The organism is Taibaiella koreensis, from assembly GCF_003545715.1.
GTDB classification, from domain to species: Bacteria; Bacteroidota; Bacteroidia; order Chitinophagales; family Chitinophagaceae; genus Taibaiella; species Taibaiella koreensis.
The window spans coordinates 438,683-465,242 of the sequence record NZ_QVNU01000003.1 but is presented as its reverse complement, the minus strand read 5'-3'; the positions used below and the strand labels follow the sequence as shown (position 1 = coordinate 465,242).

Sequence of the window (26,560 nt, the reverse complement as noted above, 5' to 3'; positions counted from 1 at the left end):
AACCTGTAAAGCGCTGGGCCTTACAGGTTTTATAACGTATTACCGGGAATATAAGCAGAAGTTAAAGCGAGCGGGCCACCATCTCGGCAATATCCAGCACCTGTACCTGCTCTTCCTGCTCTTTGTTCTTCACGCCATCCATTAGCATGGTGGTGCAAAAGGGGCAATTAGCGGCGATCACCGTAGCGCCTGTGGCGAGCGCCTCTTCTGTGCGCTCGATGTTGATCCTTTTGTTACCAGGCTCATCTTCTTTGAACATTTGCGCCCCACCGGCGCCACAGCACAGGCCATTGGTCTTACAGCGTTTCATTTCGACCAGTTCCACATCCATGGCTTCCAGCACGGCCCGTGGCGCTTCGTAGATATTGTTGGCACGCCCCAGGTAGCAGCTATCGTGATAAGTGATCTTTTTTCCCTTGAAGGCGCCGCCTTCTTTCATCACGATCCGGCCTTCGGCAATCAGCTGATTGATAAACGTGGTATGGTGAATGACATCGTATTCCCCACCCAATGCAGGATATTCATTCTTAAAAATGTTGAAACAATGCGGACAGGCGGTTACGATCTTTTTGATGCCATACCCGTTCAGCAGCTGAATATTGTTATAGGCCATCATCTGGAAAAGGAACTCGTTGCCCGAGCGCCGTGCCGGATCTCCGGTACACATTTCCTCTTTACCCAGTATAGCGAAGGACACGCCTACTTTATCCAATATCTGCGCAAATGCCTTTGTGATACGCTGCGCCCGCTGGTCAAAGCTTCCTGCACAACCTACCCAAAACAATACTTCCGGTTGTGCTCCCTCGGCCATAAATTCGGCCATTGTTTTTATATGCATTCCGTTTTATTTAAGTTGGCAAGTTGAAGCCGCAATCAACAGTAAGCCATAACATCTAAAGTCTATTACCACCATTACGGCATTTAGTTGGCAATTTTTAGTTGGCGACTACAATTGCCAACTATTAAAATCTCAGGGTACTATCGGCTGCCGCGATACTTTCCGGGGTTGTTTACCATATGTGCAAGCAGGCGACCAATCTCCTCGTTTGCCGAAATAAACTCCCTATGGCAATGTTCGTCGATATAACCACAGCCCAATGCAAAATCCAACCAAACCGATGTTTCCGCATTTTCCATATCAGCATCCGACGCTTTAGCTACGAAATGCGCGGGATAAAGGCGTTTCCGGTATCCTTCGGCAATATTGCTGCATACCGATCTTGAGCTTCGCCTGATCTGGCTTGTCAAACCATACTTTTCATCAACAGGAAAACCTTTGGTTATTGCAAAGATCGACATTGCCAGATCAAAAGCTTTCTTGTAAACAATCAATTCTTTAAAAGAGCCCATAGCTTCATTTTTTGAAACATAGGCGACAATTGGTTTGCGTTTACTATTCCGGATTCAAACTACTTTTAATTGTCAATATTCATGGGCGATTGCCAATTATCTCCATTGCAAACTGCCAATTCACTAACAGCCCGTTTTCATCTTCACCATTTCATTGTCAATTGCCAACTGCAAATTGCCAACTCCTATAACTATCCTTCCGCCAGCTCCTGGGCCCACTTGTCGCGATCGTCGGGGCTGAATTTCCAGGGCGCCATGTTGTTCTCAATATTGCCAAACATCATGTTCCACTCCTGTGGCGCGTTGCTTTCTTCCATCACGAGGTTGCGACGCAACTGCAGGATAATGGAAAGGGGATCGATGCTCACAGGACAGGCTTCTACACAGGCATTGCAGGTAGTACAGGCCCTTAGCTCTTCCGTAGTGATATAGTCGTGCAGCAGCGACTTACCATCGTCAACAAATTCCTTGTTCTTATCAATATTACGACCCATTTCCTCCACACGGTCCCGGGTGTCCATCATGATCTTCCTGGGCGACAACTTTTTACCTGTGATATTGGCCGGACAGACGGCCGTGCAACGGCCGCACTCGGTGCAACTATAGGCATCCATCAGGTTCTTCCAGCTCAGATCGGTTACTTCTTTGGCGCCGAAGCGATGTGGCTCTGCCGAAGCGGCGTCCGCCGGGGCTTTATCAGGCTCCATCATGTACAGCACTTCATTCTGGATGTCCTTCATATTCTCCATTTTCCCCTGGGGCACCAATTTTGCAAAATAGGCGTTGGGAAAGGCCAGAACGATATGAAGATGCTTGGAATAAGGCAAATAGTTGAGGAAAGCAAAGATACCGGCGATATGCAGCCACCAGCAACTACGCTCCAGCACAACGAGGCTGGTCTCGCTCATGCCCGAAAACAAAGGCGCCAGTAGGCCAGATACCCAAAAAGAGCTACCTGTATTATAGTAATGATGCGACCCTATTTGCTGCAGGTTATAATCGGCGGCGTTCATGGTCAGCAGCAGCCCCATTAATATGATTTCCGTAGCCAGGATGGCATTGGCATCTGTTTTAGGCCAACCATCCAGCTCTCCCTGATTCAGTCGTTTCAATTTCAGCACATTACGGCGTACGAGAAAAATAGCACAGGAGATGAGCACCAGCGCTGCCAGGATCTCGAAACAGCCGATAAGCACATTGTACAAGCCACCCAGGTAGGGAGCAAACAACCGGTGTGTACCAAAAATGCCGTCCAGTATAATCTCCAGGATCTCGATGTTGATGATCACAAAACCTGCATACACAAAGAAATGCAGGATAGCAGGTGTCATGCGCTTGAACATTTTCTTTTGTCCGAAAGCCAGCAGCAGCACATTGCGCCAGCGGGCTGAAGGATTGTCGTTGATCCTGGTATCTTTACCCAATTTAATATTACGGCGTATCTCGCGCACTTTACGGGCAAACAGAATAACAGCCGCAGCGGCCAGGAGCACAAACAGGATTTGCTGAACGATTTGCATGAATCGATATATTTTCAACTATTTACAGAAGAGAAAAACCGCTCTGGAAACAGCTGCCGGGAAAAAGAGTTCGGAATGTGCGCAGCCGAAAATGAACAAACGTTCAGCGCGCAACAACACTGCGAAAATACATTGTTTGCTGTTAAAAATGCAGGATTGTCATGAATTCGTAAAAATTCACGGTACCGGGAATGGTAAGCTTATACCCGCATTATGTCCTGGCTATCGGTGCAAATAACCGTCATACCATAGCCTCGTATGCCTTCAGCCAGCCTTCAAGCCGTTCACAGAATTCGGGACGTTCTATATTGCTGAAAAAATCGCCCTCGGCCTGGATATGCCCGAGTAAAATGTCCTGGGCCTTGGTACAGTGTAAAGCATAGGCATATGGGGTATGACTGAACGATACCATTTCATACACCGAGTTGAAGCGTCCGGGATAGCGTTTGCCCAGCTCCTTTTCGATCTTTTTCCGCTCCAGGAACAAGGGATCGGAGACCTTATCGCGCATTTCGATAAAATTGTTCAGGGCCAGGTCGGCCACTGCATCCGCGTTCGGTTTTCTTTGCTTTTCGAGCTCGGCAAGGATCGTTTCCCAGTCATCGCCATATTGTTCCATCAGGCCTTCCAGGGCCGAGCAATCTTCAAATCCGGCGTTCATACCCTGTCCGTAAAAAGGAACGATAGCATGGGCCGCATCGCCGATCAGGCAACTCTTGTCCTGGTATTTCCAGGGAAAAATACGGGTAGTGATGAGCGAAGAAACCGGATTGTTCAGAAAGTCCTCGACCAGGGTGGGCATTAAGGGCACAGCGTCGGGAAACTGCCGGCCGAAAAAATCCCGTACATCCGCCGCCGTCTTTATAGAAGCGAAGGAAGGATCGCCTTCGAAGGGAAAGAACAGGGTGCAGGTGAAGCTGCCGTCGATATTGGGCAGGGCGATCATCATATAATTGTGCCGCGGCCAGATGTGCAGGGCATTCTTTTCAATAGGCCAGCTACCGCCAGGACCCGCCGGGATATTCAGCTCTTTATAGCCGGCTTCGATATAATGCTGGGAAAAATTGGTCCGGTCCATAAAAGACATGGCTGTCCGTAGCGAAGAGAAAGCGCCATCGGCGCCAAACAACAGGTCGCAGGCCAATTCCCGCTCCTGTCCTTGCTCATCGGTCAGGTGGATCGTATTGCGCTGCACATCGACTTTGGTGCAACGCTGGTTGAAATGGATATTCGCCCCATTCTGCTCGGCCAGGTCCATCAGCTTCTTGTTCAGTTCCCCCCTGCTTACCGAATAGATGGCTTCGCCGTTTTTGCCATAGGCCTGGAAGGCAGAGGTTCCGTCTTCCTGGTGCAGGAAGCGACCGGGCATAGGAATCGCGATGGCTTCGATCTCTGTACGCAAGCCTGCCAGCTCCAGCGCTTTCCATCCCCTGTTGCTCATGGCGAGGTTGATAGAGCGCCCCGCGCCTACGGCTTCCTTGCGCATGTCGGGCCGGCGCTCATAGACAGTCACTTCATAGCCGCGTTTCCGCAGCAGCACGGCCAGTACCGAGCCTACCAGACCCGCGCCTAATATCGTAACAGAACGTTTGCTCATCGTGTATTCTTTTTGCGCGGCTAAGGTACAAAAATGCAGGAAGGCAAGGAAGTACAATCCTGAATCTATTGTTATTGCGCGTTGGACTGCAACTATATTGCGACCCGTTTGTTGACCTGGAATAAAACAAAACGAACATGAGCCGACATATCATCAGCTTGTACGACGACCATGATAAAGCCGTAGCAGCTGTAGCCTTACTGAAGCAGGAAGGTTTCAATGAAAAGCATATCAGCTTACTGGGCATGGCCGACGTAGGCGATGAAGTGCAGGTAAAGGACGCCCGGGTAGCTGCGCGTGGCGTGGGTATCGGCGCCTTGGTGGGCGTGCTGGCCGGCATTGGGCTGGCAGCTATTCCCGGTATAGGCATTCTTTATGGCTTGGGCGCTGTGGCCGGGGCCGTGGCCGGCTTTGACTTCGGTGTGATTGGCGGCACTATTATCTCGGCGCTGGCGATCGGGAATATGGGTAAAGAGGTCGCCGACCGTTATGCCGCCGAGTTGAAAGCAGGCAAGACCCTGCTGGCCTTCTCGGGAGATGACACGGAGATTGGCAAGGCCCGCGGCGTGCTGGAGGGCCATGGCATGCATACCGAGCTGCTGGAGCACTGAGAATAGCATTGGCTAACCGCAGACAAAGCTGTAAATTTGAAGCTTAAAAGTTATCACATGGGAATTTCAGAAATGAAGCTGGAGGCTATTACAGAAATCAGTAAGCTGGAAGATGCGGATACGCTTAGGGAAATCCTAAACTATTTGTCACACTTACCGCAACCCGGGGATAAGTCCCTTTATCTCTCAAGGCAGTACAATAAAGCGAAAGAGCAGTACGGAAGTCTACTCACAAAACTGGCCCAATGATCGATCTGCAGGATATTTTGCACATGCAAAATGCTTCCATTGAAGATTTTGGTGGTGAAAAAGGTATTAGAGACCCGGAGCTTCTGGCATCGGCGCTGGCAAGACCTTTCCAGACTTTCGACGGCTCCGAACTTTATCCATCAGTGATTGAAAAAGCCGGTGCATTAGCCGAAAGCCTTATTGTAAATCATCCTTTCGTTGATGGTAATAAACGAATTGGGTTTCTTGCCATGTTTGCATTGCTGCAAGAACACGCCATCGTGTTCTCTGCAAGCGAAGTTGAGTTGTACGATTTCATCATCAGAATCTCAACAGGGGCATTGAATATAACCGAAATCATTACCTGGATCAGGGTACATACAAAAGAGGAGCGCTGACGGGCGCTCCTCTTTTGTTCTTTATGAATGAATCTTAGTTATTACAGCCCCAGCTGTGCACTTAACTCCAGCATACGGTCGATGGGCCTCTTTGCGGCCAGGCGCAGCTGTTCTTCCATTTCTATCTCCGGCGTTTCATATTTCATACACAGGTAGAGCTTTTCCAGGGTATTCAGCTTCATGTGCGGACAGTCGTTACAGGCACAATTATTTTCGGGCGGCGCCGGGATCAGCGTCTTACCCGGCGCATTCTTCTGCATCTGGTGCAGGATACCAGTTTCCGTGGCCACGATGAACGCCTGCGCGGCGTCGGTTTCCACATATTTCAGCAGCTGCGTGGTCGACCCGATAAAATCGGCCACTTTCAGCAGCGGCTCTTCACACTCAGGATGGGCAATGATCTTGGCTTCCGGATGCTGCTCCTTGAGACGGATGATCTTTTCCAGAGAAAATATCTCGTGCACCATACAGGCGCCGTTCCACAGCAGCATATTCCGGCCGGTAACTTTATTGATATAGCCACCCAGGTTCTTGTCCGGGGCAAAGATGATCTTCTGGTCTTTGGGGAGGCTGTCAACGATCAGCTTGGCATTGGATGAGGTACAAATGATATCGCTCAATGCCTTGATACCGGCGCTGCAATTGATATAAGAGATCACCAGGTGATCGGGATGCTGCGCTTTAAAGCGGGCAAATTCGGGCGGCGGACAACTGTCGCTGAGGGAACAGCCGGCATTAAGGTCGGGCAGCAAAACCTTTTTATTGGGGTTCAGGATTTTGGCTGTCTCTGCCATAAAATGTACCCCGGCAAAAACGATTACCGAAGCATCGGTTTTGGCCGCCTCCTGCGCCAATCCCAGGCTATCGCCGATATAGTCGGCTACATCCTGGATGTCGGGCTCCTGGTAGTAGTGTGCCAGCAACACGGCATTCTTTTCCTTCTTCAGCTTCTCTATTTCTTCAAAAAGATCAAGGGTGGGATCGATATCTATATCTAAAAATCCGCGGCGGCCGACATTGCGCCTGGCCACCTCCAAATCTGCAATCATATTCGTGCATTTTAGCTTCCGGGCCTACGGCCCAATGACAAAATTGTGACACAAACTTCGGATTTTATTTTGGAAACACATGAGGCTTTCCCTTAAGAATTAACAATATCGTTATAGCGTTAAACCGATCGTTAAGGCCGCTGCTTTCCGCTTTTCCGCTTTCTTTTTTGACGCTAATCCGTTATCTTTGAATGAACGTTCATTTTTCACTATAGCTTCCCCGCTAAATCTTATTTTGCATATGCAGCAGCCGCAACGACTATTTGATTTTGTGGAATACCAGGCAGCCCAACGGCCTGCGGGCGTGATGCTGGCCTCAAAGATCAACGGCGCCTGGCAAACGATCTCCTGTAAAGAAGTGATGCAGCGCTCCCGCGACCTGGCCTCGGGCCTGCTAAGCCTGGGCATTGCTCATGACCGGCTGGAGCCCGAGCAACAGGAAAAGATCGCCATCGTATCGCAGAACCGTCCCGAGTGGCTGATCACCGACCTTGCCGTACAACAAACGGGCGCAATACTGACCCCGATCTATCCGACGGTAAGCCCGCAGGACTTCGCGTTTATTCTTAAGGAAGCAGAAGTAAAGATCATCTTCTTTTCCAACAGCGAGCTGTACGAACGGTTCCGCCCGGCTTTTGATGAGATCCCCAGCCTGAAGCACATTTATACTTTTGATGAAGTGCCCGGTGTAGACCATTGGAGCCAGCTGAAGCCCACCGCAGAAGGTGAGCAGCAGCGAGAGGCCGTATGCGACCGCATCAACAGTGAGACTATTGCTACGATCATTTATACCTCAGGTACTACCGGGGCGCCGAAGGGCGTGATGCTTTCCCACAGGAATATCGTGAGCAATGTGACCGACAGCGCACCGCTTTTCCATTTTGCCCGTAAAGACGACCGGGCCCTCAGCTTTTTGCCTCTCAACCATATCTTTGAAAAGATGGTCACTTATGTGTACATCCGGGGGGGACTGGGTGTCTACTATGCCGAAAGTATGGATACCATAGGTGACAATCTGAAAGAAGTAAAACCGATGGTGTTTACCTGCGTGCCCAGGCTGCTGGAAAAAGTGTACGAAAGGATCATGGCCAAAGGACATGAGCTGACAGGAATCAAAAAGGCCATGTTTTTCTGGGCTGTGAACCTGGGTAAGCGTTATGATAATATAAAAAGAGGTAGTGCCTGGTACCGGATGCAATTGGCGCTGGCCAATAAACTGGTCTTCAGCAAATGGCGCGAGGCCCTGGGTGGCCGCGTAGATGCGGTAGTCAGCGGATCGGCAGCGCTGTCGGAGAAGCTGATCCGCATTTTTTCGGCTGCAAAGATCACGGTGATGGAAGGCTACGGCCTTACCGAAACTTCACCGGTGATTACGGTCAACCACCTGGAAAGCGAGAACCGGCGGATCGGGACCGTGGGGCCGGTACTGAAAAATGTAGAGGTGAAGCTGGCCGAGGATGGTGAGATCCTGTGCCGCGGCAATAACGTAATGGTCGGCTATTATAAAAATCCGGAGGCAACATCCCGTGAAATTGATGCCGAAGGCTGGTTCCATACCGGCGACATCGGTGTTTGGGTGGAAGACCGTTTTCTTAAGATCACCGACCGTAAGAAAGAGATCTTTAAAACTTCGGGTGGTAAGTATGTAGCCCCGCAGGTTATCGAAAATAAGATGCGGGAAAGCCCTTACATAGAGCAGATGATGGTGGTGGGCCCCGGGCGGAAGTTCGTTTCGGCGCTTATCGTACCCAATTATGCCCAGATCCGGAACAAGCTAAAAAACGAAGGCGGGCAGTTGCCGGCCGATGACGAAGCCCTGGTGAAAGAGGATTCAGTGATCAAGCTGATCCAGCAGCAGATCGACCGGTACAATCCCGAGTTTGGTCATGTGGAACAGGTGAAGAAATTTGTGCTACTGCCCTCGGAATGGACGGTCGATAATGGCATCCTGACGCCTAAGCTCTCTATCAGGAGAAAAGTAGTAGAAGAAAAATACAAAAACGAGATCGAGAGCATGTATGAAACGCCTGTTGTGGATTGAGTCCCCGCATCGTTAAACGAACCACTATTTTCAGGAGAATTCCAAAGAGAAGAGGCCGTCTAAAAAGGTCTCAAGCCTGTTACATTGAGCAGTTCAAAATGTAAACAGGCTTGAAACGTAATTTTTGCCATATTTCGACTGCGTTCAATGTAACAAAAATAATCCCTTTTCAGACGGCCTTTTTCTTATCTCAGTTCATTGCCCTTACCGGCTACCGGTAAGCTGCCGGTAAGCACCCATATAACGCTCGGCGGAAGCTTGGTCTCCCTGTTGGGCATAAATAGAAGCCAGTATGCGGTAAGGTTCCGGGAAATTAGGATTGATCTCGATGACGCGCGTCAGGTTGTAAGTAGCGCTCTGTACATTATTCTGCTGCAACTGCGCAATAGCCAGGCCGTACAAGGCATCCACTTTTTCCGGGGAAATGCTGACCGTCTTTTTGAAAGCGGTTTCTGCATCTTTCATATTACCTGCTTCCAGTAAAGCCCGCCCATAATTGGCCTGGGCAATCTCGTTATTGGGATCGTAGGTTACGGCATTTTTCAGCAGGCGTACCGCTTCCGGAATATCCTTTTTTTCCAGCGCCTCCATACCCAGCAGGTCGCTTTTATCGCCACGCTTCACGACAATTGCGACGGGACTATTGTCCACGCTAACGGTATAGACGGTACCTTTTTGTACGAACATGCCATTTTTCAGCATATTGACATCAACGTATTGCGGCGTTAAGATAGCGTAGTCCCAGTCGCTCTCGTACCGCTCCCGGAAACGGATATAGTTTGCTTTCCAGGGCGAATGGGTGCTCTCCCATATCTGGCTCAGCTCCCAGGGAACATTGGACGCTATCTTAAGCGTACTGTCGTAGGGAACATTCCGGGCAAACCAATCGGCTGCGGGCTTGGCGCTATGGGAATAATAGTCGAGCTGATAATCGCCGTAAGAGCCATCGACACCTCCTTTAAGCTCATTGACATAAGTATATTCCAGAGGGTGGTTCCGGATCATAAAGCTAATGGGGAAGAAACTACCGATCAGGATAACGGCCATGATGGCGATCCCGGCAGCTTTGGACGAAAAGTACCGGATGAGCGTGCCAAACCCGAGGGCTGCAATTACTGCGATACCGCCGAAGACGAAATAGGAGTGCCGCCAACCGTTATACAAAGGAGATTTGGAATATGCAATGTAAAACAGGGGAAAAGCAAAGGTAAAAATGACCAACAATACCCGCCGCCGGTTATAGCCGGCCTTTTTCATCAAAGGGTAAAGCACGATACCCAGTGCCGCACCCACAAGGGTGATAATTGGCGTAGTGATGAGGATATATACTATCGTATAATACCAGGGTACCTCGTTGGACCACATGGTCTGCCCTTCAAAAACGGTCTTGATAATGGTAGGAAATTTGGAGAAGGTGCTCAGCGCCTCCATCGGCTGCGTAAAGGGATGGCGCAGGGCCGCCGGCCAGGTAGCGATACCGATAAGCCAGAATCCGACAAATACGATCACCAACCGCAGCAGCAAAGGCTTGTAAAATTTCTTATCGATGCCGAAGGCTTGCTTGCGCATTTCCTTATCGGAAAGGATATCGTATACCAGGGCTAGGCCAAGATAGAAAAAGAGCAGCAAGGCCCCAACCCTGATACCAAAAGCCAGGCCTATCGACAACATCAGCAACAGCGTGGTCTTCCAGCGTGGCGAGGGCAGCTCATCGGTAAACGCCAGGATATAGTATATCGACATAATATACATCGCTGCAAACGTGGAATCCTTGGGGTTATTAAAGGCCTCCCCCCATAGCCTTGGTGCAATGATGGCAAACAACAGTCCCAGGCACCCGACCTGCCAGCCCCCTATCCGCTTGGCCGTAAGACCGCAAAACAAGTAGAAAAGAAAAGTAAACAAGGCAATCACAAAATGCCTTGTATATGTGGCGTTGGTATGAAGATTCCTGTATACTGCCGTAGCCGTAAGATCGACCAGCGGTCCATAGTTGTATAGCAAAGTGGGATCGTCGCGGTCGTTGGGCCGGAAGCGGAAGATCGAATCATTTTGCCCGAAGGACTTGAGGTACAGATAGGACAACTCTCCTACCGGCTTGTGGTAAAATTCATCGCTGCTTGGGCCATAATCGAAGCTTAGTACAGGCCTTATAAGGAACAATGCGATAACGATGCCGATAAACAACCTTTTATAAAGGGTTTGTCTGGCATCTGCTGCGGGGGCGATCAATTTTTTCCACATCATTGTTAAATGGATTGGGCTTCTATAAAAATGGATTGGGCTATCTTTTTGATCAGGGGTAACCGTTCGGCCACGTTGCCAATAGCAATGGATGGCTTGACGAGGAATGCCGGAATTCCCGGCAACAAGAAATCTTTGTAAGTCACTTTGATATTGGTATAGCCTGCAGCCTGCAGCCTTTTACGGATGAACCCGGGGGAAAATGCCATCTCATCCGGCTCCAGCTTGGCCTTCTTACGGAAATAATCGCTTTTAAAGATCAGCTGGCAATACGGGTTGTAAATATTGGGCTCCATAAAAATGATCTTTCCATTGGGCCTGAGCAGGGATTTCATCTGTACTAATGAAGCGTCCAGCACCGGGTAAAGATGGTGCAGGATGCCGTTGCCGTAGATGACATCGAAGCGGCGATCCATGATTTGGGCCGGATCTGTAAAGTCCAGCACTTCAAATTTAAGGCGCTCCCGTCCGAAGCGCTCATTAGCCGAACGGACAAAAGGCTCACACAGGTCAGTACCCAGTATATCCAAAGGTATCTGCTCGGCTATCCAATTAGACATTTCTCCGGTGCCACAACCTATTTCCAGCCCTTTCTTACCTGGAGCGGTAATATTCATAGCTTCGATAAACCAGTCTGCTCTTCTTTTCATACGAATACGCGTAGACTCAGCCATCTGAAAAATCTGATTGTACCCTCTGTTATCTGTTATATGCGACATCGGTATGCGTTATTTTTCTACAATGATGGTGTAACCTAAAGGATCTTCGCCCGATCCCAGATTAAGCAGTAAAGATAAATGTCCCAACAATACAGCAAAAATGAAACAGGGAAACAGCACCAACAGGAAAGGGATCGTCCAGAAATACCTTGGCGTGGTAAAGTTCCGGAAAAAGAGTACGATAATCTTTGCGCAAATGGCCGTCAGGTCGGTACCTCTTCCATATACCTCCACCTTGCCAAAGGATGTGAATATTTTCTTAAGCGTGCTAGGCGTGTACCGGAAATAATCGTAGGGAATATAGTGATAACGTGCGCTCCAGGGAATCGTAATGATCCCTTTTGCCCCCTTACGGCTCACGCGATACATATCGTCGATCAAGGCCTGAAACTCGAAGCAATGCTCCAATACTTCGGTACATAAGAAAGCGTCGAAGAAACCATCATTGAAAGGAATATGTTTCCCATCGAAAATGGTTATTTTTTCATTACTATATTTAAAATCGTCGGCTATGGCTACATCAATGCCATAGTAGTTTGTTTTGTCCTTATGTAGCAGATGATAATAGGGACTGTCTCCACATCCTACGTCAAGCACTTTGCCCTCAAAGCGAGGCAGCTCTTTTTTCATCGCGCTGTAAATGGTAAGGATCTGGAGGTCGAGCACCATTCGGAAATAGAACTTGACCTTTCCTACAAAGGTCGTAGGCGCCGTATTGGCTATGGGTTGAAATTTTTCCATACTCGGATATAGCCTGTCTGGATATTAGATACGGCATTCTTTTTTGGCCACCTGTAAAGGCGGCTGTAACACAAGTTTATTTTTTAGTATAGATATTCTTCCTGATGAACTTTGGTCGCTTCTTGGCTTCTTCAAGGATCTTACCCTGGTATTCGCCAATAAGCGCGATGCCCAGCATGTTAAGACCACCAAAGAAGAGGATCAGCACAACAATGGTAGTGATGCCATGCGGTATGCCCGGCAATACAAAATAAGCGATAATCTGCGCAATGATCGCGATAAACGACAGTACAGTTAAAAAACCACCCAGGTACGTAAGCAGCTCGAGCGGCACAAAGCTGAAAGAAAATATTGCCTTTCTGGCCCAGCCGATATTCTTGCGCCAGTTGTTGGTGGTTACACCAAACATGCGTTCGGGCCGTACATAGTCCACTCCTACCTGCTTAAAACCGACCCAGGCTCTCAATCCCCTGAGGAATTGATCTGTTTCCGGCAGCTTGATCAGCTCATCTACTACTTTACGATCCATCAGGGAAAAGTCGCCGGCATCGAGGGGTATGGGAACATAAGCAATACCCCTGAAGATACGGTAGAATACTTTATAGAAAAATGCGAGCCGCTGGTTACCATCCCGCTTTACCCGGCGGCCATACACCACGTCGTTTCCTTCCTCCCATACCCGGCAAAAGTCCTCGATGAGCTCGGGGGGGTCCTGCAGATCGCCATCGAGCAGAATAACACCGTCGCCTGTGGCGATCTCCATACCGCTCAGGAAAGCTGCCTGGGAACCGAAGTTGCGGGAATGTTCTATGGCGATCACGTGATCGTCTTGCTGCACGATAGGCATCAGCACCTCCATGGTATTGTCGGGGCTGCAATCGTTTACAAAAATGATCTCATAATCGACATTGATCTTTTTGAAGGTTGCTGTCAACCGCTGATACATGATTGGGATCGCCTGTGCATCCTTATAGCAGGCAATCACTGCGGTAAGCTTATGCCTGATCTTATCCTGGATCAGCTTCTTTTCATAAAGCGGATAAGAATATTTTTCCTGCCATTCCCGGGTCTGCTGCAGGCCGGGGCCCAGCAGGGTCTGGTTTTTCCAGCCCAAAAGTTTTTCGGCCAGGGTGGCTTTACCGTACCAGTCTTTAAGGTCCCATTTGCGGTTGGGCATAGAGCCCCATTCGGGGGCCTGCTCTATGCCAAAGAGTGTTCTGATCTCTTCCACAATAGCCCTCAGTGTTGTTTTGGCCCCGCTGGCAATATTGATCGAGCGGCCGCGTACCTCGTCCATGGGCGCGTTGGCAGCGAGCAGGGTTGCCCATATCGCATCGTCTATATAAACGAAGTCTCTGGAAATATCGGGCTGTACCAATACGGGGTATCCTCCCTGCATTCCCTTCTGGATCAACTGGGGCACCAGGCGATCGGGCTCCTCGTATGGGCCATAGATCGAATAGTAGCGCAGGTTGACCACCGGCATTTCTTTCAGTATGCCATAATAACGGATCAGGTAAGCCGCCGACACTTTGGTAACCGAATAATGGCTATTGGGCATCAAGGTATCCTCTTCATCCGGGGCTTCACAGTTCAGCCCGTATTCAGATGAGCTGCCCGCATGTATAAAGGCTCTGATGTTGTATTTGGAGGCCTCTTCAACCAGGTGCAACAGGCCCATTACATTCGTATCGTAGATTCGCTCTACATTATCCTGCTTGGCATAAGCCCCGTAAGCGGCAAGATCGAATATTGTTCTGAAACGGTATTCATCAAAAAGATGCGCCACCTCAGCCCTTTTGGTGATATCGCATTGCAATATCCTGGATTGATCCAGGTCGTCGAGCCGCCAGGGAACGAAGGGCTTGCTGGTTACGGCATATACATCATTTCTCTTAGCTAATATCGTGCGAAAAAGATTCGCTCCTATAAAGCCGCCGGCCCCGAACACAACTATGGGGCCTTCCAGCCGGTCTACTTCTTTATTGATCTGCGTTAGCAAGTTCACTGCAAAATGGTTGTTATTTGTTGTTGCAAAAGCTGTCCCCGCAAACCATTCAGTTCCTGGTGCCATTGCTGGCTGCCATAACGGTCGTTGGGATATCCCTGGGCGTGGAGGGACTTCCAGCGAAGGGGAACGCCAATGTTCCTGGCCAGCAAGATACCGGCGAGGTATTCACCCAGTCCGCCGGCCGCATAATGCTCTTCGATAGTGATTACCTTACCGGTGCGTACGATAGCCCCGATCAGCGCTTCCGGTATCTCTGTTACCGGCAAGGTACCCAAGGCCCATATGTCCAGCTGTTCTGTTATGTCCTGGGGCAGGTCAAGTACATTGGCCAATACCGGACCGGCGCCTATCACTACCGCACCTTCACCCTTACGGACATGCCGCCAGGGAGCAAAAGACGACAGGCCCTCTATGTCGCGGCCCTGGTTCAGGCGCAGATAATTGGGTGCGGGGTCCTGCAGCATGGTGGCCACCACATTGGCGATATCACTACCCGTCAGGGGCAGGTATACTTTCATATGAGGCAATACCCGCATGGCGGCTATATCTTCAAGGTTGTGATGCGTGGCGCCCATGATTCCATAGCCATACCCGCCGCCATTACCGACCAGCTTGACCGGCAGGTTGTGCAGACATACGTCATTCCTGATCTGCTCATAAGGACGCAGGGTTACAAAGGGAGAGATGCTGTATACCCAGGGGATAAAACCTTCATAGGCCATAGCAGCAGCCATCGACACCATATTCTGCTCTGCTACGCCGGCATTGATGAAGCGTTCCCCGAAGGTATTGCCAACCTGCTCCAGTGCCATATAGCCCAGATCTCCGGTCAAAAAAACCTGCTGCGATTGAAAATTATATTGGTCAATAATAGCCTGGGCAAACTCTACTCTCATGCTGGTAATTAATTATGGTACTTGGCGACTTGTTCCCGATGCTGGTGTTCCAGGCGCTGTAGTGTTTCTTCGTATTGGAGTTCTTTGAAGGGCAGGTAATGGCTATCGAGCTTGTTTTCGTAAGTAGCCCAGTCTCTGCCTTTGATCGTATTGGCGATTACGGCCAAAGGTTTTGTGCAGGTAGAGGCATAGTCCATAGCTTCCCGCCAGGCTTCAAAGTTGTGACCATCTATTTCAAGGCAATCGAACTGGAAGGCTCTTAGCTTATCCGCCAGCGGATCGAGGTTCATTACCTCCTGCGTAGAACCGAAGCCCTGAAGATTATTTTTATCGATAATCCAGACCACCCGGCGCAATTGGTGGTGTGCAATAAACATGGCCGCTTCCCATATGCTCCCTTCATTCAACTCACCGTCGGACGTAACACAAAAAACCCGGTCTTCGCTTTGCTTCAACCGCCTGGCCATCCCAATGCCCGCCGCCAGGGAAAGTCCATGCCCCAAACTGCCGGTAGCAAAAGGGATGTGAGGAAGTTTATTGGCCGGGGGATGGGCAGCCAGAAAAGTATCGTTCTGGTAAAAGCTATCTATATCTTCCTCACTCAACCATTCTTTTTCGGCCAGGGTACTATAGAGCACAGCCGCCGCATGGCCCTTGGAAAGAATAAATTCATCTTTATCCTGCATCCATTCGAAAAATAGGAAGGTCAGGATTTCGGCCGCAGACAAAGAGCTCCCGATATGGCCGGCATTGGCTCTCGAATACATAAGCAGGAAGCGCTTCTTGATAGAAAGCGCCCTGGTACAAAGATTGATATAACGTATATTGTCGTCTGCCATTAAGTATCCGCGAAAATAAACTTTCGGGCAAGATAGAATTTTTATCTGAGAACAGGAAAAATGAGGAAACTGATGGGATTTTTCGATATCAATTATTTCTCATAAAAAATTTACCTTTATTTGCAACAAAAGTGTCAATTTAAATTCCCGCCACAGCTTATGTATACCTTAAATGTTCTTTTGGTTGATGACGAACGCGAAGCTTGCGAAAATCTACAGAACATACTTTCCCAGTTCATCGATCATCCGGTAAATACTATGGGGTTTGCGCATTCCACCAGGGAGGCTGAGGAAAAGATCCAGGAGCTCGGTCCGGATGCTATTTTCCTTGATATTGAAATGCCGAATGAGAATGCATTCCAGTTCCTCGAACGATTGGCATCTGTAAACTTTGAGATCATTTTTGTTACGGCTTACGACGAATATGCTATACGTGCATTTAAGCTGAATGCCGTAGATTACATACTGAAGCCAATCAATATAGATGATCTGAGAAAAGCTATTGAAAAGCTTAAGGAAAGGGTAACCTACAGAAAAGTGATCCACGCCAATGCGCACGGCTATAATGAGCTGGCCCAGCAGATCAACCTCCGCAAAAAACAATCGCAGATCATCCTCAGGGACAATAACACCTGGGAGGCTTTGCCTTTCAGCAATATCGTCTACATCAAGGCCATGGGCAGCTATTCCAAGATCTTTTATCAGCTCAACGGAGAGGAAAAGAACATCCTGATGTCACGGTCAATTTCCGAATATGAAGATCTGTTGCCTAAAGACATATTCTTCAGGATACACAGGTCGTACCTGGTTAACTGCGGCTATGTGCAGAAACTGACGAAAGAAGAGATCCCTTCCATTGTACTGATGGATAAATCCATTCTTCCTATCGGCCGGCGCCGGTTCTCTGAACTGGTTTTGTTTTTAAAGAATTATAGCAAACGGAATGGCTAGGTGGCTGGGCAGTTTCATTTTCTGCATTTTTCTACTTACCGGCTTTTGCGACCTTGCTGCTCAAACGATACCGTTGCGCCATTTTACAGCGAGCGACGGCCTGTCTTCCAACCTCATTTATAGCATTACCAGGGAGCGCAACGGTTATTTGTGGCTGTCCACCGACAAAGGAGTAAGCCGCTACAACGGCCAGTCTTATAAAAACTTTACTACCGCCGACGGCCTTCCCGACAACGAAATTTTCAATATCAGGGAAGATTATGAAGGCCGTCTTTGGCTCGCCACTTTCAACGGTACGCTTTGCTACTACAAAGATGGGCAGTTCCACACGCCGGTCAATACCCCATGGTTAAAATTGCCGCTCAAATCGAGCCAGCTAATATCCCATTTGCTGGCGGACAGCAGCATTTTCATACAACTAACTGACGTTCAAAGGCTCATTCATATCCGGCACAATCAGGTCAGAATGCTTTATACAGGCCTCAACCAAGTAGTACAAGATATCGCCTTATTACCTGGTAAGCGGGGGTATAAACTGAGGACCAGCGACCGCGACATCGACATCGACACTTCGGGAAAAAGAATAAGCGAAAAGCTCCGCGGCACCAGGGTGTTTTTCGCAATAGCATCTTTTAGCTTACCCACGGATCATTATCTCTTTTCCGACAATCGTGTTTATACAGATAGTGGAAAGATACTTCGCCGGACTGTGAAACATTTGCCACTGCCTCCTAATACCGGCGGAGGTGTCCAGATGTTCATGTCGGGGAAAGACCTTATGATCTGTGGCCCCGATGGCCTATGGATTAACGACAGCCTGCAGATACCGACAGAACAGGAAGTATTGTTTGTAGAAAAGGATAGTGACGGCAATTTCTGGTTTGGGACCAAAGGCAAAGGCCTATACCAGTTTAGCCGCTTCTTCAGAGAGCAGGTCCAATACCAGCAAGCTTACAAAGGCCAGGCGATTTATGCAAAAATAGTAGGGAAAACTTTATTCTTCACCAATAATGCGGGCGATTTGTATCGGCTGGCGGATAAAAAGATGATCTGCCTCATTAAAGCGAAAAACCGAAATGTCAATCATAAACGCGCCTACTTCCTGATCGACGACCGGGGAACCTTTTTTACGATATCGACCCACTCTTCCCTCCTTATGCGCCTTCAACAGACGGTGACTAAGGCCCGGCCAATTCTCTTAGCGAATATCAATGAATTCAAAACGCTCATACCCAAAGACAGCTTTATTTATGCATTTGGATCACAGAATTTCTACCGCATACCTTATTCCTGGTTTCAGCCCTATCCTTCTCCTCCCTTGAAGGTATTGGACAGCGTACATACCTTCAGTACGGACCGGATTCATGCAGCTGTTATGGACCACAGCGACCAAAGCTTATGGTATACCCGCACCAATGTGGTGTACCGGATAACGGATACAGCATCCGTCCCGCAACCACAACTGGGTAAACAAACGTTCCGGCAGATGGCATTTGCCGGAACGTTTTTTGCCGGCATTACGGAAAGCAATGCTATGGTATTGGCCAATCGATACAAGGAGCCATTGGTGCTTCTCGATACCGTTCCGGAAAGCGATTGTGTATGGGAAGACTTCTACCCTATCGATCAGCAGCATATACTCATCACCACTAACAATTATCATCGCCTGCTGACCTTTTTACCTACTTCTCCCGGAGAGAAACCACGCTACCGCCTGGAGACCATCGAGGATCCCTTTATTCCCCAGCAGGTCGATGCTATAGCTGTCGATAGCAACAATTGCTTCTTCTTAAAAGACGGCAACATTTTACAGGTGGCCACACATACCTTGTTTGAACGTACACCGCTTCCCAGGCCTGTCATCACCTCGTTTCAAACCATAGAAAGGAGCTATCCATTGTCTCAGGATATTATCGTTCCTTATTCGGAATCCGGCAATATAAATATCGCTTTCGACAACATCAATTTCAGCAGCACAGAGGTTAGCTGCGAATACTCGGTTTCCAGGAGCAAACAAGCCCAATGGATCCCGCTCACCGGCAACGCCATCAATTTAAGCGCACCGGGCTCCGGGCAATATACGCTTAGAATAAGGTCCAAAACCATATCCAGCGGCTACTGCCTTCCCATAGTGCTCTCTTTTACTATAGAAAAACCTTTCTGGGCCACCTGGTGGTTCTTGACCATATGCGGCGCCGTCTTCATCGCCCTGGTGTGGTTGGCCATACTCCTGGTGGCCTGGATAAAGATCCGCAGGAAGCAGCGGCAGCACGAAGCCGATATGAAATACCAGCAGTCGGAATACAAAGCGCTCAATGCCTTGATGAACCCCCATTTTATCTTCAATAGCCTTAACAACATACAAGGGCTGATCAATAAAGACGAAAAAAGGATCGCCAACGAATACCTCGTTATCTTCTCCGATCTTGTAAGACAGAACATGCATAATGTTTCCAGGGGATTCATTTCGCTGCAGCAGGAGCTCAACCTGGTAGAAAACTACCTTACCCTGGAAAAGCTGCGCTTCAAGGATTTGATCCACTACGAAATGCGGATCGATGAGGAGGTAGATGCAGATGATATTATGATCCCGCCACTGATGATACAGCCACTGGTCGAAAACGCGGTAAAGCACGGGCTGTTGCCCAGGCAATCGACCAACAGTAAGGTAACGGTAACCGTATATGAGAAGGCAAACAAGCTTTATATAGAGATTACCGACAACGGGATCGGGATTACCCAATCGCTCGAAAGCCAGAGCCACCTGCATGAATCCTTCGGGCTCTCCAACCTGAAAAAAAGGACGGAACACCTGAAGAAGATACAGCAGCGGGATATTGATATTGAAGTGAGCGAGCTAAAGGATGTCGCCGGCCAGGTTGCCGGTACCCGAGCGTTGATCACCATCACGCTCGAGAACCTGTAACCGCATTATCTTTGACTTTAGAACAATGCGATACATGGTACGCGACACTTTTACTTTTCTCTGTCTGCTGATGCTCCTCTGTTATGGGCGCATGACGAAGATTTACGCGCAAACCACGCCCTATATCCATTATGGCGTTGAGCAGGGACTACCTTCCGATGTCGTTTATTCTGCGCTATCCGATAGCAAGGGTTATCTATGGGTTGCTACCGATAAAGGCCTGTGTCGCTACAATGGCTACGACTTTACCCTGTATACCACCCAGGACGGTTTGCCGGACAACGAGGTTTTTTCTTGCTGGGAAGACCCGGAGCACCGGCTTTGGATCTCTACCTTTAAGGGATTGCTTTGTTACCTGAAAGATGGTGTGTTCCACACCGCAGCCAACACGCATTGGCTACGACAGGGAAACGGTATTTACAATTCTTTCCCCTGCCTGCAACATGACGGCAGCTTAATCCTGAAGTCCGGTTCCGGAAGAAACTTTATCGAGATCAAGGACAGTACGTTAAGACAATTCAGCATTCCCCTGCTGCCCGGGTGCACCGACATATCCCTGATCGGCCTCAAAAAAGAAAGCGAAAATCTTTATTGCCTGTTTTATCCGGGTTACCGGCTCTCCGTAGACAGTAGCATGCGCATACTGGAGCAGAACCCGTTTCTTCTCAACTGTTGCTATAACAGGAATAGTTTGCTTTTTTCGGATACCGACGGCATATACAGCGATCAGGGAGTTTTGCTTCTGCGATCAAGGCTGTCGCGATCGCCCATGATGTTTCCCAACAATCCTTTGTTCAGAATAAGCCCCGAGGCGTACTGGATTGCAGAAGACAAGGCCCTACGTCTCAACGATAAGATATTGTTGCGGACCAAGGCCGCGATCAACTTTATCGAACGTGATACTGCGGGACACTACTGGGTCGCTACCGGAGGCGATGGCTTATACAAGCTCAACAACACACCTGTCAGCATGCAAACAGCCACCGGGCAATACAATGGCAAAGTCGTTTGTGCCAGGGTATTGTCGGGCAAGCTTTTTTTCATAACCGATACCCGTGATATCCTGACCTTAACCGGTGCACACGTGCAGCCGCTATCCCACATTCCCACAAGGGTGCTGGAAAGCAACCGGACCTATTGGAATGGCTTGCGGATCACCGATGAGGGCGCCCTTCTTTTACATAGTATACTTTACTTTCACCTTAGTACCGGAATGAAGCCCCCTTACCGGCATTTTAAGGCGCCGGAGGACGTGGTATTGGCCGGTGTAAAAACGATATTTGAAGCAGGAAACGATCTCTACTTTTTCTCCAGCAGGACTCTTACAAAATTCCACAAAAAGGACCTTCCGAATCAACCACTCCGCTATCTGAAAATTTTCACGGCGGGGCTCGACGATCGCATTTTTGCCAAGGCCATGGATAGGGATCGTAAGCAAATCTGGTTTTCCAGCACCACGGGCGTATTCAAGGTGCGTAACGATACGGCTTTGCGTCAACGACGGTTCCCGGCTCTGCCCTTCCGCCAGTTCGAATGCTTCGGTCCCTACCTGGCCGGTATTACCGACGACAGCAAGCTTATACTCTGCAATACTGACACTGAACATTATCCCTGGGATAGCAGCCGCAATCAGCGTTGTCTATGGGAGCATATCTATCCCATAGACCGGGAACATGCCATCCTGAGCACCAATAAAGATTATCGTATCCTGTATCTTTATCCACCCGATGCATCCGGAAGGCCACGATTTTCATTGCGGGTACTCGAAAATCCTTTTGTCCCGCTCAAAGCCGACCTTATCGTAGCCGATACCAATTACTGTTATTTCTTCAAGTCGGGAACAGTCACTACTATCAAGACAACCGTCCTGTTTGCGCCGGCACCACAACCCCTTGTCCATTTTACTTCGTTTAGATCGGCAAGGCGTACTTATAATGCCGGACCGGGCATTATCCTTCCCTATACGGAGGCCCACCATATCAATATCAGTATTGATCCTATTGTTTACACCGGGGCGGAGATCCATTTCCAATATAGCCTTACCAGCGACGGCAAGGACGAGTGGTTACCACTGGCCGGCCGGGAGATCAACCTGAATGATCCGGGCTTCGGCAGCTATACCCTTAAGGTAAGGGCCCAAACCCTCTCCAGCAGTTATTCAAAAGCCACCGTACTGCATTTTATTATATTGAAACCCTATTGGGCCGCCTGGTGGTTCATCACGCTGTGCAGCATCACCTTCATTGCCCTGGTATGGCTTACAATTCACTTCGTGAGCTGGATAAAGATCCGCAGGAAGCAGCGACAACATGAGGCTGACATGAAATACCAGCAGTCGGAATATAAAGCGCTCAATGCGTTGATGAACCCTCATTTTATCTTCAACAGCCTTAACAACATACAAGGCCTCATCAACAAAGACGAGAAAAGGATCGCCAATGAATACCTGGTTATTTTTTCAGATCTCATCCGGCAGAATATGCACAATGTTTCTAAAGGGTTTATTTCACTGCAACAGGAGCTCAACCTGATTGAAAATTACCTCACCCTGGAAAAGCTGCGCTTCAAGGATTTGATCCACTACGAAATGCTGATCGATGAGGAAGTTGATGCAGAGGATATTATGATCCCACCGCTGATGATACAGCCGCTGGTCGAAAATGCGGTAAAGCACGGACTGCTACCAAGGCAATCGACCGACAGCAAGGTAACGGTAACCGTATATGAGAAGGTAAACAAGCTCTATGTAGAGATTACCGACAACGGGATCGGGATCACCCAATCGCTCGAAAGCCAGAGCCACCTGCATGAATCTTTTGGGCTCTCTAATCTGAAAAAAAGAACAGAACACCTGAAGAAGATACAGCAGCGGGATATTGATATTGAAGTAAGCGAGCAAAAGGATGGCTCTGGCCGGGTTACCGGTACCCGGGCATTGATCACGATCGTGCTCGATGGCCTATAAAATTTTGATCTGAACACAAAGACGATAAAAGAATTGCTAATGAATACCTCGCTATTTTTTCCGATCTTGTTCGCCGGAACATGTATAATGCTTCCAAAGGATTTATGTCTTTCAGCAGGAGCTGAACCAGGAAAGCTCCGCCTTAAGAAACGGATCAGCTATTCAATAGAGATTGAAGCGAAAATACATACCGATGGAGATCATGATCCCTCTGCTGATGATACAGTTTCTGGTGGAAAATGCCGTAAAGCATGGCCTGCACGAATCTGTTAGCCTGAAAAACCGACCGAGCACCAGAAGAGAATACAGCAGTGCCGGATCTTGATGAAAACAGAAGCGCTTCAATATGAAAATGGATCAGCCAGGGGCAGTATTGCTATCATTGTAATTGATTTCACCGAGAAAAATCAAATAAACCTATAGCGTTCCCAACACCGCCTTTATGTATCGATATTATCTTTGCTGTCTCTTGCTATACTGTTTTAATGGCGCCCTGGCGGCCAGCCCCCGGTCTGTTGCCTCGTTGCATTTCGGATCGGAAGACGGGCTTCCTTCCGATCTCATATACAGTTCATTTGCCGATAGCAAAGGATATATCTGGTTCGCTACCAACAAAGGCATATCACGCTTCAACGGTACCCGTTTTACAAATTTCACCACTTCCGATGGTCTCACCGACAATGAGGTGTTTGGATTTATGGAAGATATGCACAATCGTATATGGATTTTCAGCTTCAAAGGAGATCTCTGCTATTATAAAGATGGCCTTTTCCATTCGGAAGCCAATACGCCATGGCTTAAAATGCCGCCGGGCAGTCCTCCTTTCTATTCCCGTTTTCTCATTGAGTACGACAGCAGCCTTACGGCCTTCAGCAGCGATTGCCGGGTAATATTCAATCTCAAAGACAAGCAAATAAGCCGTTATAATGTAGAGCGGATCAACCAGCAGCTGCCGGCCAATACCAAGATCCTTGGCGTGAGGAAACTATCGCCGGCTACTTACCGGCTATGGTATGGCTCCTCGGTGCTGGATGTCGACACCAGTATGCACGTGCTGAACAGACGCTCCTATCGCGGTCCTGGATATACCCAGGCTTTGCTAAGCGGCAACGCAATGGTGCTGACGAACTCCGAAGGGATATACACCCCCGACGGGAAGCCGGTACAGGTATTTACCGATGGCAAAAGACATGCGGTCACCTGTATCGAGCCTATCGGAGAGGGTCACCGGCTGCTGGGCGTCGATTCCTTTCTGCTGCTGGACAAGCAGACAATATTGAAGAACGTATATGTGACGGGCATTACGCCCGACCTTTCGGGCAATTACTGGATCGCAACCAAAAACAGCGGTGTCTTTTATATTAACGGCAACCTGTTGGACCGCGTAGGCTTTGGCAAAACCTATGAAGGAAGAGTACAGCATGCTGCCCGCTTTGGCAACACTATATCATTCGTAACCGAACTGGACAATTTCTATCAGCTCAGGAAGGATTCCGTTGCTATACTCTACAAGGGAAAGAATTACATTGACACCAGGAAAAACCTGTTCTTCAATATACACTACCTTATCTGGGACAGTCTCAGCTACCTCAAGTTCCATGACGCCTATCAATTCCGTGTTCACGTAACACCCAGTGGCACGACGGAACAAAGAGCGATCCCGGGTATCCTGAACGGAGAAAAGCTTAGCGGCGTGATCAAAGACGCGTTCAGGGTCGGCGATTACCTGTATCTGTCTACCATCAGCAGGTTGCTCCGCATGCCCTCTGCTCTTCTTTTCGGAGGGAAGGCCAGCATAGAGATACTCGTAGATTCCAGAAATGACTGGAATAGGCGCATTACAGCCAGGGCATCGAATCCCTATGATCAGTCCGTATGGCTATCGCGCGTCGATGGAATGCTCAGGCTCCAGGATACCGCTGTCCATCATCCATCCGGCTTTCAGAATGTCGTTTTCCGGCAGATGGGTTTCTGGGGTGGCTATCTCATCGGAAAAACGGACAACAACCGGTTATTGGTATGCAGCGACTTCAATCAAAAGCCACTGATCTCTGTGGTTGAAAATCAAAAATGCATCTGGGAGCGCATCTATCCTATAGATAAACGCCACCTCATCGTATCCACGAATAATTACTACCGGCTGCTGACGCTTTACCAGGGTAAGCAAGGCGAGATGCCGCGCTACTCGGTAAAGATCATCGAAGATCCTTTCCTGCCTCAGCAGGCAGAATACATTATTGCCGATACTGCCTATTGTTATTTCTTCAAGGATGGGGCTATCAGCAAACTCAGAACTGCGCTGCTTTACTGGGAAACGCCGCCGCCGGCCCCGGTATTTTCTGTTTTCCGTACCCGTGGCCGCAGTTATCCGGTACGGCCGCAGATCACTATTCCCTATTCCGAGTCCAAAAGTATCAATATCGTCTTTGACAATATCTCCTTCCTGAGCAAAGAGATCAATTGCGAATATTCCATTGCCCAGGGCGGCCAGGAAGAATGGACGACGATCACGGGCAACGAGATCAATCTCAACACACCCGGTTTTGGCGACTATACCATCAAAGTGCGCTCCAAAACGCTTTCCAGCCGTTACAGCGAGCCCATATTGCTGCGCCTGACCATATTGAGACCTTATTGGGCTACCTGGTGGTTCATTGCCTTATGCGTGCTGGCGCTCGTAGCCCTGGTCTGGTGTTTTGTGCTGGCGCTTACCTGGCTTAACCTGCGTAAGAAGCAAAAAGAGCACGAAGCAGACATGAAGTACCAACAGTCGGAATACAAGGCACTGAATGCATTGATGAACCCGCATTTTATTTTTAATAGCCTCAACAATATACAAGGGCTCATCAATAAAGACGAGAAGCGGACCGCTAACGAATACCTGGTCATTTTCTCCGACCTGGTACGGCAGAATATGAACAATATCTCCCGTGGCTTTATCTCCCTGCAGCAGGAGCTTAACCTGGTCGAGAACTACCTTACCCTGGAAAAACTGCGCTTCAAAGAGCTGGTCAGCTATTCGATCGTTGTGGAAGATGATGTGGAAACGGAAGATATTATGATTCCGCCACTGATGATACAGCCGCTGGTCGAAAATGCGGTCAAGCATGGTTTGCTACCCCGGCAGTCGGCCAACAGCATCGTACACATCCACGTTTTTGAGAAGGACAACCTGCTGCATGTTGATATTGAAGACAACGGTATCGGTATCACACGATCGCTGCAGAGCAAGAACAGGCTTTACGAATCATTTGGGCTGGTCAACCTGAGGAAGCGTACCGAGCACCTGAAGAAGATACAGCAGCATGAGATCGAGATCGACGTTGTCGAGCTGAACGACGGGAACCAGATCACAGGCACCCGCGCTTCCATCAAAATGAGCCTGGACTCTTATTAGCCGAATGAGCGCAGTCATTATTTTTAGGCAAAAGTTTTAAAGTTTCCCGAGGAAAATTATCTTTGTTTGATCAAAAA

18 protein-coding genes are annotated in these 26,560 nt (G+C 48.8%); 7 read left to right on the top strand and 11 right to left on the bottom strand.

What is annotated here, in order from left to right:
- Positions 1 to 61: 61 nt before the first annotated feature.
- The 4 genes from DZK30_RS12000 to DZK30_RS11980 all read right to left on the bottom strand — a co-directional run bounded on the left by DZK30_RS12000 (position 62) and on the right by DZK30_RS11980 (position 4,467).
- The gene (locus DZK30_RS12000; protein ID WP_118974374.1) at positions 62 to 838 is read right to left on the bottom strand and encodes a (Fe-S)-binding protein; all 777 of its coding nucleotides are present in this window, start codon (positions 836 to 838) and stop codon (positions 62 to 64) included.
- 140 nt (positions 839 to 978) lie between these two features.
- The gene (locus DZK30_RS11995) at positions 979 to 1,350 is read right to left on the bottom strand and encodes a four helix bundle protein (RefSeq protein WP_118974373.1); all 372 of its coding nucleotides are present in this window, start codon (positions 1,348 to 1,350) and stop codon (positions 979 to 981) included.
- Between the two features lie 191 nt (positions 1,351 to 1,541).
- Positions 1,542 to 2,870 carry a (Fe-S)-binding protein gene (locus tag DZK30_RS11990; RefSeq protein ID WP_118974372.1) on the bottom strand — a complete coding sequence of 443 codons (1,329 nt, stop codon included), beginning with the start codon at positions 2,868 to 2,870 and terminating at the stop codon, positions 1,542 to 1,544.
- Positions 2,871 to 3,111: 241 nt separating this feature from the next.
- Positions 3,112 to 4,467, bottom strand: coding sequence for an FAD-dependent oxidoreductase (locus tag DZK30_RS11980; RefSeq protein WP_118974370.1), 1,356 nt, complete (start codon positions 4,465 to 4,467; stop codon positions 3,112 to 3,114).
- 137 nt (positions 4,468 to 4,604) lie between these two features.
- Here DZK30_RS11980 and DZK30_RS11975 point away from each other — a divergent pair, with 137 nt between their 5' ends.
- Together DZK30_RS11975 and DZK30_RS11965 are read left to right on the top strand one after the other, a co-directional pair.
- Positions 4,605 to 5,078, top strand: a complete 474-nt coding sequence (locus DZK30_RS11975; protein ID WP_118974369.1) for a hypothetical protein — start codon at positions 4,605 to 4,607, stop codon at positions 5,076 to 5,078.
- A gap of 245 nt (positions 5,079 to 5,323) precedes the next feature.
- On the top strand, positions 5,324 to 5,704 hold the full coding sequence (locus tag DZK30_RS11965) for a type II toxin-antitoxin system death-on-curing family toxin (protein ID WP_118974367.1): 381 nt from the start codon (positions 5,324 to 5,326) through the stop codon (positions 5,702 to 5,704).
- 41 nt (positions 5,705 to 5,745) lie between these two features.
- Here DZK30_RS11965 and nadA read toward each other — a convergent pair whose 3' ends face one another.
- Positions 5,746 to 6,753: a quinolinate synthase NadA gene (nadA, locus tag DZK30_RS11960; protein WP_118974366.1), complete on the bottom strand. Its 1,008-nt coding sequence runs from the start codon at positions 6,751 to 6,753 to the stop codon at positions 5,746 to 5,748.
- A 241-nt stretch (positions 6,754 to 6,994) separates the two neighbouring features.
- Here nadA and DZK30_RS11955 point away from each other — a divergent pair, with 241 nt between their 5' ends.
- Positions 6,995 to 8,794 (top strand): AMP-dependent synthetase/ligase, encoded by a 1,800-nt coding sequence (locus tag DZK30_RS11955; protein WP_118974365.1) that lies wholly within the window; start codon positions 6,995 to 6,997, stop codon positions 8,792 to 8,794.
- 204 nt (positions 8,795 to 8,998) lie between these two features.
- Here DZK30_RS11955 and DZK30_RS11950 read toward each other — a convergent pair whose 3' ends face one another.
- The 6 genes from DZK30_RS11950 to DZK30_RS11925 all read right to left on the bottom strand — a co-directional run bounded on the left by DZK30_RS11950 (position 8,999) and on the right by DZK30_RS11925 (position 16,244).
- On the bottom strand, positions 8,999 to 11,041 hold the full coding sequence (locus DZK30_RS11950; protein WP_118974364.1) for a tetratricopeptide repeat protein: 2,043 nt from the start codon (positions 11,039 to 11,041) through the stop codon (positions 8,999 to 9,001).
- Between the two features lie 2 nt (positions 11,042 to 11,043).
- The gene (locus DZK30_RS11945) at positions 11,044 to 11,688 is read right to left on the bottom strand and encodes a class I SAM-dependent methyltransferase (protein ID WP_162903043.1); all 645 of its coding nucleotides are present in this window, start codon (positions 11,686 to 11,688) and stop codon (positions 11,044 to 11,046) included.
- Between the two features lie 78 nt (positions 11,689 to 11,766).
- Complete coding sequence (locus tag DZK30_RS11940) at positions 11,767 to 12,498, bottom strand: class I SAM-dependent methyltransferase (protein WP_118974362.1); 732 nt, start codon at positions 12,496 to 12,498, stop codon at positions 11,767 to 11,769.
- 76 nt (positions 12,499 to 12,574) lie between these two features.
- The gene (locus DZK30_RS11935) at positions 12,575 to 14,506 is read right to left on the bottom strand and encodes an NAD-dependent epimerase/dehydratase family protein (protein WP_240432909.1); all 1,932 of its coding nucleotides are present in this window, start codon (positions 14,504 to 14,506) and stop codon (positions 12,575 to 12,577) included.
- Positions 14,503 to 15,405, bottom strand: a complete 903-nt coding sequence (locus DZK30_RS11930) for a transketolase family protein (RefSeq protein ID WP_118974690.1) — start codon at positions 15,403 to 15,405, stop codon at positions 14,503 to 14,505. The genes DZK30_RS11935 and DZK30_RS11930 overlap by 4 nt, the downstream gene beginning before the upstream one ends.
- 8 nt (positions 15,406 to 15,413) lie before the next feature.
- Positions 15,414 to 16,244, bottom strand: a complete 831-nt coding sequence (locus DZK30_RS11925) for a transketolase (RefSeq protein ID WP_118974360.1) — start codon at positions 16,242 to 16,244, stop codon at positions 15,414 to 15,416.
- Between the two features lie 159 nt (positions 16,245 to 16,403).
- Between DZK30_RS11925 and DZK30_RS11920 the strand changes: the two genes are divergently transcribed.
- The 4 genes from DZK30_RS11920 (at position 16,404) to DZK30_RS11905 (ending at position 26,483) form a co-directional block, all read left to right on the top strand.
- Complete coding sequence (locus DZK30_RS11920) at positions 16,404 to 17,195, top strand: LytR/AlgR family response regulator transcription factor (RefSeq protein ID WP_118974359.1); 792 nt, start codon at positions 16,404 to 16,406, stop codon at positions 17,193 to 17,195.
- On the top strand, positions 17,188 to 20,121 hold the full coding sequence (locus DZK30_RS11915; protein ID WP_118974358.1) for a sensor histidine kinase: 2,934 nt from the start codon (positions 17,188 to 17,190) through the stop codon (positions 20,119 to 20,121). The genes DZK30_RS11920 and DZK30_RS11915 overlap by 8 nt, the downstream gene beginning before the upstream one ends.
- A 91-nt stretch (positions 20,122 to 20,212) precedes the next feature.
- On the top strand, positions 20,213 to 23,086 hold the full coding sequence (locus tag DZK30_RS11910; protein ID WP_162903042.1) for a sensor histidine kinase: 2,874 nt from the start codon (positions 20,213 to 20,215) through the stop codon (positions 23,084 to 23,086).
- Between the two features lie 442 nt (positions 23,087 to 23,528).
- Positions 23,529 to 26,483 (top strand): sensor histidine kinase, encoded by a 2,955-nt coding sequence (locus tag DZK30_RS11905; RefSeq protein WP_118974356.1) that lies wholly within the window; start codon positions 23,529 to 23,531, stop codon positions 26,481 to 26,483.
- Positions 26,484 to 26,560: the final 77 nt, after the last annotated feature.

Bases quoted from the DNA above. Each gene is read 5' to 3' on its own strand.
- DZK30_RS11965 (WP_118974367.1), top strand. From the start codon at position 5,324: ATGATCGATCTGCAGGATATTTTGCACATGCAAAATGCTTCCATTGAA.
- DZK30_RS11945 (WP_162903043.1), bottom strand. From the start codon at position 11,688: ATGAAAAGAAGAGCAGACTGGTTTATCGAAGCTATGAATATTACCGCT.
- DZK30_RS11905 (WP_118974356.1), top strand. From the start codon at position 23,529: ATGTATCGATATTATCTTTGCTGTCTCTTGCTATACTGTTTTAATGGC.
- DZK30_RS11975 (WP_118974369.1), top strand. From the start codon at position 4,605: ATGAGCCGACATATCATCAGCTTGTACGACGACCATGATAAAGCCGTA.
- DZK30_RS11925 (WP_118974360.1), bottom strand. From the start codon at position 16,244: ATGGCAGACGACAATATACGTTATATCAATCTTTGTACCAGGGCGCTT.
- DZK30_RS11955 (WP_118974365.1), top strand. From the start codon at position 6,995: ATGCAGCAGCCGCAACGACTATTTGATTTTGTGGAATACCAGGCAGCC.
- DZK30_RS11910 (WP_162903042.1), top strand. From the start codon at position 20,213: ATGACGAAGATTTACGCGCAAACCACGCCCTATATCCATTATGGCGTT.
- DZK30_RS11920 (WP_118974359.1), top strand. From the start codon at position 16,404: ATGTATACCTTAAATGTTCTTTTGGTTGATGACGAACGCGAAGCTTGC.
- DZK30_RS11915 (WP_118974358.1), top strand. From the start codon at position 17,188: ATGGCTAGGTGGCTGGGCAGTTTCATTTTCTGCATTTTTCTACTTACC.
- DZK30_RS12000 (WP_118974374.1), bottom strand. From the start codon at position 838: ATGCATATAAAAACAATGGCCGAATTTATGGCCGAGGGAGCACAACCG.
- DZK30_RS11990 (WP_118974372.1), bottom strand. From the start codon at position 2,870: ATGCAAATCGTTCAGCAAATCCTGTTTGTGCTCCTGGCCGCTGCGGCT.
- DZK30_RS11995 (WP_118974373.1), bottom strand. From the start codon at position 1,350: ATGGGCTCTTTTAAAGAATTGATTGTTTACAAGAAAGCTTTTGATCTG.
- nadA (WP_118974366.1), bottom strand. From the start codon at position 6,753: ATGATTGCAGATTTGGAGGTGGCCAGGCGCAATGTCGGCCGCCGCGGA.
- DZK30_RS11930 (WP_118974690.1), bottom strand. From the start codon at position 15,405: ATGAGAGTAGAGTTTGCCCAGGCTATTATTGACCAATATAATTTTCAA.
- DZK30_RS11940 (WP_118974362.1), bottom strand. From the start codon at position 12,498: ATGGAAAAATTTCAACCCATAGCCAATACGGCGCCTACGACCTTTGTA.
- DZK30_RS11950 (WP_118974364.1), bottom strand. From the start codon at position 11,041: ATGATGTGGAAAAAATTGATCGCCCCCGCAGCAGATGCCAGACAAACC.
- DZK30_RS11980 (WP_118974370.1), bottom strand. From the start codon at position 4,467: ATGAGCAAACGTTCTGTTACGATATTAGGCGCGGGTCTGGTAGGCTCG.